This window comes from Streptomyces sp. NPDC059787, from assembly GCF_042732315.1.
Classification (GTDB): Bacteria; Actinomycetota; Actinomycetes; order Streptomycetales; family Streptomycetaceae; genus Streptomyces; species Streptomyces atrovirens.
The window spans coordinates 26227-37421 of sequence record NZ_JBHWHX010000062.1 but is presented as its reverse complement, the minus strand read 5'-3'; the positions used below and the strand labels follow the sequence as shown (position 1 = coordinate 37421).

Genomic DNA, 11195 nt, shown 5'->3' with positions numbered 1-11195 from the left:
GGACGATGCGCTTGCTCTCCCAGGTGCCGGACGCCGACTTCACGTGCCGGTCGGTGCCTTCGAGCTCCTTGAACGAACGGACGATCACGGTGGTGTCACCTTTCTTCCGCGGACGGGACCGATCGCCCGTGCGCCCCGTGGTGCCGCGCGCTCAGCGGCGAGGAGTCCGCAGCGGAGGCTCGGTCTCCCGCACCGCGCGGGCGAACAGCGCGATCCCCTCCTCCAGTTCCTCGTCGCTGATGGTCAACGGGGGGAGGAGTTTCGCGACTTCGTCGTCGGGACCCGACGTCTCCACAAGCAGACCCAGTTCGAAGGCGCGGGCGCAGACGCGGGAGGCGCGCGAGGTGTCGGCGAACTCCACACCCCACGCCAGGCCCCGGCCGCGTACGCCGGGGGCGCGGCCCGGCCCCTCGGCGGCGACGGTCTCCAGGTCCTGCCCGATCTCCTCGCCGCGGGCCAGGGTCTACTTCTCCAGCCCGCTGTCGTGCCAGTACTCCTCCAGCGCGGCGGTGGCCGTCACGAAGGCCGGATTGAAGCCGCGGAAGGTGCCGTTGTGCTCCCCGGGCTCCCAGACGTCCAGTTCGGGCCGGAACAGGGTCAGTGCCATCGGCAGCCCGTAGCCGCTGATGGACTTCGACAGGGTGACGATGTCGGGCGTGACTCCGGACTCCTCGAAGGAGAAGAACGCCCCGGTGCGGCCGCAGCCCATCTGGATGTCGTCGACGATCAGCAGCATGTCGCTGCGCCGGCACAGCTCGGCGAGATCACGCAGCCACTCGGCCCGCGCCACGTTGATGCCGCCCTCGCCCTGCACCGCCTCCACGATCACGGCCGCGGGGGTGTCCAGGCCGGAACCCCCGCCCTCCAGCAACCGCTCGAGCCACGAGAAACCGGACGCCCGGTCGTCCAGGGGGTCGTCGAAGGGCATGGGGGTGGCGTGCACCAGCGGAACACCCGCGCCCGCCCGCTTGAAGGCGTTGCCGGTGACGGCGAGGGAGCCCAACGACATGCCGTGGAAGGCGTTGGTGAAGAAGACGACGGATTCCCGGCCCTTCACCTTGCGGGCCAGTTTCAGGGCCGCTTCGACGGCATTGGTTCCGGCGGGACCCGGGAACATCACCTTGTACGGCAGCCCGCGCGGCTCCAGCACGATCTCCCGGAAGGTCTCGAGGAAAGTCCGCTTGGCGACCGTCGACATGTCGAGGGCGTGAGTGACGCCGTCCTTTTCGAGATAGTCGAGAAGTGCCCGCTTGAGGACCGGGTTGTTGTGCCCGTAGTTCAGTGCGCCCGCACCGGCGAAGAAGTCCAGGTACGGTCGGCCGTTCTCGTCGTACAGTCGGCTTCCGCGGGCGCGGTCGAATATCGCGGGCCAGTTGCGGAGATAACTTCGCACTTCGGACTCGAGTGTTTCGAAGACGTCCCGGTCGGAATTTCCGAATGCCATGAGGGATCGCTCCTCCGGAGGGGAAAAGGAAAGGGAGGGGGATGCCGGTTCGGTCGATCACGCCGACCGGCGGCCCAGCGGGCCGATGCGGTACAGGAACTCGGCCTCATGGGCGTCGGGGAAAAGCTCCGCGGGGAACAGCACGCCCCTTTCGAGCGGTGCCGCGTGCCGCTCGGCGAACGACCTGAACAGCCGGTCCGACGCGGTGTTGTCCGCACCGATGGTCGTCTCCAGGTGCCGGAGGGCGCCGACGGCCGTCAACCGGGCGGTGAGGTGGTCCAGCAGGGCACTGGCGACGCCATGTCCCCGTTGCTCCCGATCCACGGCGATCTGCCAGACGGCGAGGGTGCCGGGCTGCTCGGGGCGGTGGAACCCCGTGACGAATCCGACCGGCGTGCCACCGCTTCGCAAAGCCACCGCGGACGTGCGGGCGAATTCCCTGAACCACAGCAGATAACTGTAGGAGGAATTCACGTCGAGCACCCCGGAATCGCGGGCGATGCGCCATGCCGCGGCCCCGTTCTCGACCGTGGGAGCCGTCATGACCAGTGTGTCCATGAAACACACCCCGCTCTCCCCGTGCGAACCGACCTGTACGGTTGATCGCGCCCGGATTGACTCGCGTGTCTCGTGTCTTCCGTGTCCGCCGGGATTTCCCGCTCCGGTGGGGCGTATGTCCTGCGAGGGGCGCCCGTGTCCCGGCTGTCCGTGTGAGAACGCAGGTCGAACACTTTCGGTTCGATGTTACGTCCGTGTGACCACGGAAGACCAGACGGGCAGGCCCGTTTAAATGCGAGGGACAGGGAACTCCCCTCGCCGGTCGCGGGGAAACCGGAACCGCGCGACTTGTTCTACGAAGCCTTTCCGCGGAGGGCGACGGAATTTTATCAATCGGCGCCCGAGCCGGCGAGCCGGGACGCCCCGGCACACCGCGGAACGGCGACCCCGGGTGCGGCGGGCCCCTACCGCGCCCGCCGGCCGAAGAGGACGCCGCGCGGCTCGGGGGGCGGGGGAGTGCCCCGGCGCAGCGGCCAGGCGAGCAGCATGCCGGCCACGAAGCCGACGACGTGCGCCACGTACGCCACCGTCCCGGCGTCGGTGACGCCCTGGCCGGACGAGTACACCGCCTGGAGCACGAACCACATGCCCAGCACGATCCAGGCGGGCAGTCGCAGCGGCAGGAAGATCAGGAACGGTACGAGCACCCACACGCGCGCCTTCGGATACAGCACCAGGTAGGCGCCCAGCACCCCGGCGATGGCCCCGGAGGCGCCGATCAGGGGCTCGCCCGAGTCGGCGTTCAGCAGGGCGAAGCCGTACGAGACCGCGTAACCGCAGACGACGTAGAAGAGCAGGAAGCGGACGTGGCCCATGCGGTCCTCGACGTTGTTGCCGAAGATCCACAGGAACAGCATGTTGCCCAGCAGGTGCAGCCAGCCGCCGTGCAGGAACATCGCCGTCAGGACGCTCAGCTCCGGTGACTTGCCGTAACCCGGCGGGCCGATCACGCATCCCGGACCCTGCGGGCCCACCCCGGTGTCGCCCGTGGGCACCAGGTGCGGCATCCGGTGGTGGATCAGCTCCTGCGGCACCACCGCGTACCGGTCCAGGAACGCCTGGAGGTGGCACAGGTCGGCCAGGTCGCCCCCGCCGGCCGGAGAGCCGGCGACACCGGGCGTGAGGACGACGAAGACGACGAAGCCGGCGGTGAGCAGCGCGTACGTCACCCAGGGGGTGCGCCGCGCGGGGTTCACGTCATGGACGGGGATGACCACATCCCCCTTGTGCCCGGGCGGCGGTCGGTGAATCCGCGGCGCCGCTGAACGCCGCCGTCCGGTCGTGCGTATGACTTGTCGACCGTCTGCGGCCCGGGGAAGGGGCCGCGGGGCCGACGTGAGGAAACTGGCGATGAACGACCGAGTGACTCCCGCGATGCACGCGCTGCCCGACGGCGAGGCCGAGCTCACGCTCGTGGTGCGCCTTCCGTGGGAGGACGTCGCCCGGCTGGGGCAGGAGGCGGGGCGGCTCGCCTCACAGATGCGTCGGCCGGTCACGCTGGAGGAGGCGGTGAGCCACCGGTTGCGTTCCGTGAAGGCCGCTGCGCATGCGAGGCCGGCGGGGGAGCCGACGGCCGCGCCGGCCGCAGGCGCCGCAGGCGCGTCAGTGGCCTCCTTGCCGTCACGCCCGCCGGCGGAACAGGCGCGGCAGGCGATCGAGAGGATCAATGGGACGGCGTGAGGGTTTTTCGGGGGCGCCGTAGGGGTGTGGTCGCGTTGCGGAGTGCCGGTTCGTCGTGGCTTGTCGCGCCCACGCGGCGGAGCCGCATGTCGAACTCGGCCCCGCGCCCCTTCCAGGGGCGCTGCGCCGGCCCTCGTCACATGGTCGCCCTGATTTTCGTCGCCGCTTTCCTTGCCGCCACCAGGACCGGGTCCCAGACCGGGGAGAACGGGGGCGCGTAGCCCAGGTCCAGGGATGTCATCTGGTCGACCGTCATGCCGGCCGTCAGGGCCACCGCCGCGATGTCCACGCGTTTGCCCGCGCCCTCGTGGCCGACGATCTGGACGCCCAGGAGGCGGCCCGTGCGCAGTTCGGCGAGCATCTTCACCGTCATGGGGGAGGCGTTCGGGTAGTAGCCCGCGCGGCTGGTCGACTCGATGGTGACCGCCTCGAAGCGCAGGCCCACGCGGTGGGCGTCCTTCTCCCGCAGTCCGGTGCGGGCGATCTCCAGGTCGCACACCTTGCTGACCGCCGTACCGACCACGCCGGGGAAGGTGGCGTAGCCGCCGCCGACGCCCGCGCCGATGATCTGGCCGTGCTTGTTGGCGTGCGTGCCCAGCGGGATGTGCCGCTGCTGCCCGGAGACCAGGTCGAGGACCTCCACGCAGTCGCCGCCGGCCCAGACGTTCTCGTACCCGCGCACCCGCATCGACCGGTCGGTGAGCAGCCCGCCGTGTTCCCCCAGGGGAAGCCCGGCGGCCCGTGCCAGGGTGGTTTCCGGGCGTACCCCGATGCCGAGCACGACGACGTCCGCCGGGTACTCGGCGTCCTCGGTGGCGACCGCCCGTACCCTGCCGTCGTCCCCGGTGAGCAGCTCGGTGACCTCGGCGTCGTTCACCATGGTGATGCCCAGGCCCTCCATGGCCCGGTGCACCAGGCGCCCCATGTCGGGGTCGAGGGTCGCCATGGGCTCCTCGCCGCGGTTGACGACCGTCACCTCGTAGCCGCGTTTGATCATCGCCTCGGCCATCTCCACGCCGATGTAACCCGCCCCGACGACCACCGCGCGGCGCCCGCGCGTGCGGGACAGCGTGTCGAGGAGGGCCTGTCCGTCGTCGAGGGTCTGCACGCCGTGCACCCCGGGGGCGTCCATGCCGGGCAGCTCCGGACGGATCGGCCGCGCACCGGTCGCGATCACCAGTTTGTCGTACGACGTCCAGGACTCGGCGCCGGAATCGACGTCCCGCGCGCGCACCCGCCCCCGGTCGAGGTCGAGTTCCGTGACCTCGGTGCGCAGCCGCAGATCGATGTCCCGCGCGCGGTGCTCCTCGGCGGTGCGCGCGATCAGCCGGTCCCGGTCGGGGACGTCGCCGCCCACCCAGTAGGGGATGCCGCACGCCGAGAAGGAGGTGAAGTGGCCGCGTTCGAACGCCACGATCTCCAGCTCGTCCGGGCCCCTCAGCCGGCGGGCCTGTGACGCCGCGGACATCCCCGCGGCGTCACCGCCGATCACCACCAGGCGTTCCCTCGCACCGCGCGCATCGCTCATGTTCATGTGAACACGCTACGGGGGCAGGGGATTTCAGGCCCGGCCGAGGGGGTGTCAGTCCTTCCCGTTCCCCTCCGGTGCCTGCCGGGGCGCCGGGGAGGGCGCCGGGGACGGCACCGGCCGGGCCGTCGGCAGCGGGCCGAGGGCGCCCGGCACGGGCGCCGGCTCCGGCCGCCGCGGCAGCCGGGGGCGTACGACCTTCCGCCACAGCAGGACCAGCAGCACCGCCACCGCCGCGAACGGCAGCACCGCGCCGATCGCCACCGCCAGCCAGCGCAGCATCGTCACGAACGCGTCCCAGCCGCCCGCGAGGGCGTCCACGAACCCCGGATCGTCGTCCTTCGCCGCCTCGTCCACCGGCGTCTCGGACAGGGACAGGGTGATGGTGGCCAGGCTCGTACGGTCCTTCAGGGACGCCTGCTGGGCGAGCAGGGCCTCCAGGTCGGCCTGGCGGCTGCTCAGCTCGCCCTCCAGGGTGACCACGTCGCTGAGCTTGTCGGCCCGGTCCATCAGTTCGCGGATGCGGGCCACGCTGGCCCGCTGGGTCGTGATCCGGCTCTCCACGTCGACGACCTGGTCGGTGACGTCCTGCGCCTTCGCGCTGCGTTCGAGGAGCTTGCCCGTGCCCTCCAGATCGGCGAGGACCTCGTCGTACTCCCCGACGGGTACGCGCAGCACCACGCGCGTGTGCTCGTGGCCCTCCTCGTCCCGGTCGGTGGTCTCGTCGCCGATGTAGCCGCCCGCGGTCCCGGTCGTCGTCCGGGCCTCGTCCAGCGCCTTCGGGACGTCCTCGACCTGCACGGTGAGGGAGGCGGTGCGGATGATGTGGTTCGCGGTGGCCGCCGGCGGCGCGGTCGCCTTCGCGCCGTCCGCCGAGCCGCCGGCGGCGCCCTGCTTCGCGTCCTCCTGCGCGGCCTGCCCCTCCGCCGGCGCGGCGGCCTTGTCGGCGACCCCGGACGCGCCGGAGTCGTCGCCCGCGCCGCTGCACCCGCTGACGGCGAGGGCCGCCGCCAGCAGGACCCCGGCCAGGGCGTGGGCGGGTCGTAGGGATCGTCGTGTGCGCATCTGGGGCTCCCCCGGTGTCGTGGTGACTGACGCTCCTTCGACGCCGGAGGGGCGCGGAACGTTGGCGCCGGACGGTCCCGATGCGGTCACGGTAGGGACTCGGCAGGGCCACATGGCCCTGGCGGGAGTGCCGGTGGCGTTTGAGAGGGTGGAGCCATGAGCGGATCACATGCGGGCTCCGGACAGCACATCGTCGTCGTCGGAGCCGGAATCGCCGGGCTGGCCGCCGCCCACCGGCTGCGGGAGCGCGGGGCGCGGGTCACCGTGCTGGAGGCCTCGGACCGGGTCGGCGGCAAACTGCTGCCGGGGGAGATCGCGGGCGCGCGCGTCGACCTCGGCGCCGAGTCGCTGCTGGCCCGCCGCCCCGAGGCGGTGGGTCTCGCCCGCGCGGTGGGCCTCGCCGACCGGCTCCGGCCGCCGGCCACCGCCACCGCCTCGCTGTGGACCCGGGGCGCCCTGCGCCCCATGCCCAAGGGCCACGTCATGGGCGTGCCCGGCACCGCCGAAGCCCTCGCCGGCGTCCTGTCCGACGAGGGACTGGCCCGGATCGGACGCGACGCCGACCTGCCCCGCACCGAGGTCGGCGACGACGTGGCCGTCGGTGAGTACGTGGCGGCGCGCGTCGGCCGCGAGGTCGTCGACCGCCTGGTGGAGCCCCTGCTCGGAGGGGTGTACGCGGGTGACGCGTACCGCATCTCGATGCGCTCGGCGGTCCCGCAGCTCTTCGAGGCGGCCCGGACCCACACCTCCCTCACCGAGGCGGTCCGCGGGATCCAGGCGAAGTCCGCCGCCTCGGCGCGGACCGGTCCCGTCTTCATGGGCATCGCGGGCGGAGTGGGCACCCTCCCGCTCGCGGTCGCCGGCGCGCTGCGGGCGGACGGCGTCGAGATCCTCACCGGCACGCCGGTCACGGAGCTGCGCCGTGAACCGGAGGACGGCTGGCGGGTCGTCGCCGGGGACCGTACCCTGCACGCCGACGGGGTCGTCGTCGCCGTCCCCGCCCCGGCCGCCGCCGGCCTGCTGCGCGCCGAGGCGCCCGGCGCCGCCGCCGAACTCGCCGGCGTCGAGTACGCCTCCATGGCGCTGATCACCCTCGCCTACCGCCGCGCGGAGACCCAGCTGCCCGAGGGCAGCGGATTCCTGGTGCCGCCGGTCGACGGCCGCACCATCAAGGCGTCCACCTTCGCCTCCGCCAAATGGGGCTGGATCGCCGAGGAGAACCCGGACCTGGTCGTCCTGCGCACCTCCGTGGGCCGCCACGGCGAGACGGAGATCCTGCGCCGCGACGACGCCGACCTGGTGGAGGTCTCCCGGCACGACCTGAAGGCCGCCGTCGGCCTGGACGCCGCCCCGGTCGCCACCCGCGTCACCCGCTGGCAGGACGGCCTGCCCCAGTACCCCGTCGGCCACCACGCGCGCGTGGCCCGCGTCCGCGAGCACCTCGCCGGGCTCGCCGGTCTCGCCGTGTGCGGCGCGGCCTACGACGGCGTCGGCGTCCCCGCGTGCATCGCGAGCGCGTACGCCGCCGCCGACCAGCTCCACGGTGACCTGCACGCTGTGCAGGAACTCACCGCCAACCCGGTGCAGAGCCTCCACGGAGGAGCGGGAGAATGAAGGACATGAGTGACGACGCCACCACCCCAGCCCCCGACCGGATCCCGAACAAGGGCAAGCTGGCCAAGGACCTCAACGAGGTCATCCGCTACACCCTCTGGTCCGTCTTCAGGCTGAAGGACGTCCTGCCGGAGGACCGCGCCGGGTACGCCGACGAGGTCCAGGAGCTGTTCGACCAGCTCGCCGCCAAGGACGTCACGATCCGCGGCACCTACGACCTGTCGGGCCTGCGCGCGGACGCCGACCTCATGATCTGGTGGCACGCCGAGACCGCCGACCAGCTCCAGGAGGCGTACAACCTGTTCCGCCGCACCAGGCTGGGCCGCGCCCTCGAGCCGGTCTGGTCGAACATGGCGCTGCACCGGCCCGCCGAGTTCAACCGGTCGCACATCCCGGCGTTCCTCGCCGACGAGACGCCCCGCGACTACGTGAGCGTCTACCCCTTCGTGCGCTCCTACGACTGGTACCTGCTGCCCGACGAGGACCGCCGGCGCATGCTCGCCGACCACGGCAAGATGGCCCGCGGCTACCCCGACGTGCGCGCCAACACGGTCGCCTCGTTCTCCCTGGGCGACTACGAGTGGATCCTCGCCTTCGAGGCCGACGAACTGGACCGGATCGTCGACCTCATGCGCCACCTGCGCGGCTCGGAGGCCCGGATGCACGTCCGCGAGGAGGTCCCGTTCTTCACGGGCCGCCGCAAGGACGTCGCGGAACTGGTCGCGGGCCTGGCCTGATCAGACGGCGGGCCGGTCCTTCCCGGCCCGGTCGCTCGCCGGCTTCGGCTCGGGTTCGGGGTGCGGTGCGCAGGAGGCGCGCCGCCCCGGGACCCGGCCGTCCAGCAGATACGCCTCCAGGTGGCCGTGCACGCAGGCGTTGGCCCCGCCCACGAGGCCGTGGCTGCCTGCGTCCCGCTCGGTCACCAGCGCCGACCCCGCCAGCCGCCGGTGCAGCTCCAGGGCCCCGTCGTACGGGGTGGCCGCGTCCCGCTCCGCCGCCAGGATCAGCGTCGGCGGCAGCTCACCGCTCCCCGCGCGCACGTCCAGCGGCCGCTGCCGGGGCGCCCGCCAGTAGGCGCACGGCAGGTTGGTCCACACATTGCCCCAGGTCTCGAAGGGCGCCCGGCGCGCGAGCCGGGTGTTGTCCCGGTCCCACACCGCCCAGTCCGTGGGCCAGGGCGCGTCGTTGCACTCCACGGCGAGATACACCGCCCGCGTGTTCTCCGCCTCCTCCGCCGCCTCCGGATACTCCTGGGCCTGCTCGACCAGCGGCGCGGGATCGCCCTTCAGATACGCCGACAGCGCCTGCGCGTGGTGCGGCCAGTGGTCGTCGTAGTATCCGGTCCTCAGGAACGCCGCCTGCAACTGCTCGGGCCCGACCTTCCCGCCCGCCGGCTCCTTCGCCAGCCGCGCACGGGCCTTGTCGTAACCGTCCTGCACCTCGCGCGCCGTGTCCCCCAGCCCGTACACGTCGTCGTGCCGGGCGGCCCACGTCCGGAAGTCCGCCCAGCGGTCCTCGAACGCCGCCGACTGGTCGAGGTTGTTGCGGTACCAGATCTGCTCCGGGTCCGGGTTCACCGCCGAGTCGAACACCATCCGCCGTACGTGCGAGGGGAACAGCGTGGCGTACAGCGCCCCGAGGTACGTGCCGTACGACGATCCCAGGAACGTCAGCCGGTTCTCGCCGAGCGCGGCGCGCAGGACGTCCAGGTCACGGGCGTTGTTGAGCGAGTTGTAGTACCGCAGGGAGTCGCCGTTCCGCTCGGCGCACCCCCGCGCGTACGCCTTGGCCCGCGCGACGCGCTCCCGCTTGTGCGCCGCCGTGGGGTGGACGGGCGCCTTCGAGGGGCCCTTGAAGAACGTCCCCGGGTCCGTGCAGGACAGCGGGGCCGAACGGCCCACCCCGCGCGGGGCGTAGCCGACGAGGTCGTACGCCGCCGCGAGGCGCTTCCACTCGGGCAGCGCGCCCATCATCGGGAAGTACATGCCGGTGGCGCCCGGCCCGCCCGGGTTGTGGACCAGGGAGCCCTGCCTGCGCACCTTGCGCCTGCTGTTGCCGGGGTCCTTCCCGGTGGCCGGGGCGCGGCTGACGGTGAGTTCGATCTGCTTCCCGTTCGGGCGGGCGTAGTCGAGCGGGACGCGGACCGTGCCGCACTGGACGGTGCCGGGGAGCTCCTGCTCGGCGGGGCACGCGCCGAAGTCGATGCCCTCGGCCACGGCCCGCGCGACGGCCGTCGCGGTGCCGCGCGGCTCGGCGTCGGCGGGTCTCGCGCCGGCCGGGGCGGCGGCCAGGGTGGTGAGCAGCAAGGACCCGGCGGCCACATGGACGGCGGCGGCGGTTCTCATCGACGAACGATCCCTTCGGTGCACAACGGCGACAAAAGGGATGTTTCGCCTGGAGTTGGCGTGAGGCAAGCACCGCCCGCCGGGGTGTCGGCGTCAATGCCCTTCGTGGGGCCCCCGGTGCGCGAAGGCCGCGCGCAGTTCCGGCTCGTCCACCGCGCGGATGCCGTGCACCGCGACGGACGTGAGACACGTACGGTCGTCACCGGCGCCGCGGGGCAGCGCGCCCAGCAGACGCTGACCGGCCGGGGAGGCCCAGGGCGAGCACGGGCGGACCTCGAACCGCGCGACGGCCAGACAGCCCAGTGTGAAGACCAGCGGCAGCGCGAACCACAGCGCCACCAGATGGCGCGGCATGTCCGACGGCACGGGCATGAGCAGGGCGGCCGTCCCCAGCCCCGCCACGACCGGCACGGCGAGCCGCACCTGCCGCACCGCGTCCGCGACGGTCGTACCGGCGCCGTCGGGCACCGCCAGCCCGGCGCCGACCAGCCGTTCGGCGATCCCGCGCACGGCGTCCGCGGTCGCCGCGGCGGCCCGCACCGGGGCGAGCGGCGACTGCCCCTGAGGCCCTATCGCCCCTATCACCGACCGCTCCATCTCGTCCCGCCCGCGCGGATCGACCACCGTCGCCCAGCCGGTGTGCGCGAGCAGCAGCCGCCGCTGACGGGCCATCGCGACGAGCGTGACGTCGGCGACCCGGCCGGGGCCACCGGACAGGAACGCGGCCTCGTACAGCGTCAGATCGCGTCCCGTCCCCGCGTCGGAGCCGGTCACGGCGGCGCCGCGCACGGCGGCCAGACACAGCCGCAGGCACGTCACACCGGCGACGGCCCAGGCCAGGAGCAGAAGAGGGACCCAGAACATGAGTCGTTTGTAAGCGCGCGGTCGCGACAGCACCATGCCTTGTTCACGATCCGGGACGGAGCGTTGTCGGTATGTGACGTTCCGCTTGGATTGTCGG

The 11195-nt window shown here is 72.6% G+C and carries 9 protein-coding genes and 2 pseudogenes; 3 read left to right on the top strand and 8 right to left on the bottom strand.

Features of this window, described 5'->3' with window-relative positions; genetic code table 11:
- From ectC to ACFV5H_RS34310, 4 genes and pseudogenes are all read right to left on the bottom strand, one after another.
- Positions 1-88, bottom strand: a pseudogene (gene ectC / locus ACFV5H_RS34325) (L-ectoine synthase); the annotation flags it as partial.
- 63 nt (positions 89-151) lie between these two features.
- A pseudogene (ectB, locus tag ACFV5H_RS34320) lies at positions 152-1444 on the bottom strand (diaminobutyrate--2-oxoglutarate transaminase).
- A gap of 57 nt (positions 1445-1501) precedes the next feature.
- A complete protein-coding gene (gene ectA / locus ACFV5H_RS34315) occupies positions 1502-2002 on the bottom strand; it encodes a diaminobutyrate acetyltransferase (RefSeq protein ID WP_385057013.1) in 501 nt (166 codons plus the stop codon).
- A gap of 404 nt (positions 2003-2406) precedes the next feature.
- Positions 2407-3219 (bottom strand): rhomboid family intramembrane serine protease, encoded by an 813-nt coding sequence (locus ACFV5H_RS34310; RefSeq protein WP_385198677.1) that lies wholly within the window; start codon positions 3217-3219, stop codon positions 2407-2409.
- Positions 3220-3352: 133 nt separating this feature from the next.
- Here ACFV5H_RS34310 and ACFV5H_RS34305 point away from each other — a divergent pair, with 133 nt between their 5' ends.
- Positions 3353-3682 carry a hypothetical protein gene (locus ACFV5H_RS34305; RefSeq protein WP_385057018.1) on the top strand — a complete coding sequence of 110 codons (330 nt, stop codon included), beginning with the start codon at positions 3353-3355 and terminating at the stop codon, positions 3680-3682.
- 136 nt (positions 3683-3818) lie between these two features.
- Here ACFV5H_RS34305 and ACFV5H_RS34300 read toward each other — a convergent pair whose 3' ends face one another.
- Complete coding sequence (locus ACFV5H_RS34300) at positions 3819-5216, bottom strand: FAD-dependent oxidoreductase (RefSeq protein WP_385198675.1); 1398 nt, start codon at positions 5214-5216, stop codon at positions 3819-3821.
- Positions 5217-5264: 48 nt separating this feature from the next.
- Positions 5265-6275, bottom strand: coding sequence for a DUF4349 domain-containing protein (locus ACFV5H_RS34295; protein WP_385057023.1), 1011 nt, complete (start codon positions 6273-6275; stop codon positions 5265-5267).
- A gap of 156 nt (positions 6276-6431) precedes the next feature.
- Between ACFV5H_RS34295 and hemG the strand changes: the two genes are divergently transcribed.
- Both hemG and hemQ read left to right on the top strand, forming a co-directional pair.
- On the top strand, positions 6432-7889 hold the full coding sequence (gene hemG / locus ACFV5H_RS34290) for a protoporphyrinogen oxidase (protein ID WP_385057026.1): 1458 nt from the start codon (positions 6432-6434) through the stop codon (positions 7887-7889).
- A gap of 5 nt (positions 7890-7894) precedes the next feature.
- On the top strand, positions 7895-8626 hold the full coding sequence (gene hemQ / locus ACFV5H_RS34285) for a hydrogen peroxide-dependent heme synthase (protein WP_385057081.1): 732 nt from the start codon (positions 7895-7897) through the stop codon (positions 8624-8626).
- Here hemQ and ACFV5H_RS34280 read toward each other — a convergent pair whose 3' ends face one another.
- Positions 8627-10234 (bottom strand): alpha/beta hydrolase, encoded by a 1608-nt coding sequence (locus ACFV5H_RS34280; RefSeq protein ID WP_385057027.1) that lies wholly within the window; start codon positions 10232-10234, stop codon positions 8627-8629.
- A gap of 93 nt (positions 10235-10327) precedes the next feature.
- Positions 10328-11098 (bottom strand): TIGR04222 domain-containing membrane protein, encoded by a 771-nt coding sequence (locus tag ACFV5H_RS34275; protein ID WP_385198673.1) that lies wholly within the window; start codon positions 11096-11098, stop codon positions 10328-10330.
- Positions 11099-11195 lie beyond the last annotated feature (97 nt).

What these genes read in the sequence shown, in the direction of transcription:
- ectA (WP_385057013.1), bottom strand. Translation starts at nt 2,002, where the DNA reads ATGGACACACTGGTCATGACGGCTCCCACGGTCGAGAACGGGGCCGCG.
- hemG (WP_385057026.1), top strand. Translation starts at nt 6,432, where the DNA reads ATGAGCGGATCACATGCGGGCTCCGGACAGCACATCGTCGTCGTCGGA.
- ACFV5H_RS34275 (WP_385198673.1), bottom strand. Translation starts at nt 11,098, where the DNA reads ATGTTCTGGGTCCCTCTTCTGCTCCTGGCCTGGGCCGTCGCCGGTGTG.
- ACFV5H_RS34295 (WP_385057023.1), bottom strand. Translation starts at nt 6,275, where the DNA reads ATGCGCACACGACGATCCCTACGACCCGCCCACGCCCTGGCCGGGGTC.
- ACFV5H_RS34305 (WP_385057018.1), top strand. Translation starts at nt 3,353, where the DNA reads ATGAACGACCGAGTGACTCCCGCGATGCACGCGCTGCCCGACGGCGAG.
- ACFV5H_RS34280 (WP_385057027.1), bottom strand. Translation starts at nt 10,234, where the DNA reads ATGAGAACCGCCGCCGCCGTCCATGTGGCCGCCGGGTCCTTGCTGCTC.
- ACFV5H_RS34300 (WP_385198675.1), bottom strand. Translation starts at nt 5,216, where the DNA reads ATGAACATGAGCGATGCGCGCGGTGCGAGGGAACGCCTGGTGGTGATC.
- hemQ (WP_385057081.1), top strand. Translation starts at nt 7,895, where the DNA reads ATGAGTGACGACGCCACCACCCCAGCCCCCGACCGGATCCCGAACAAG.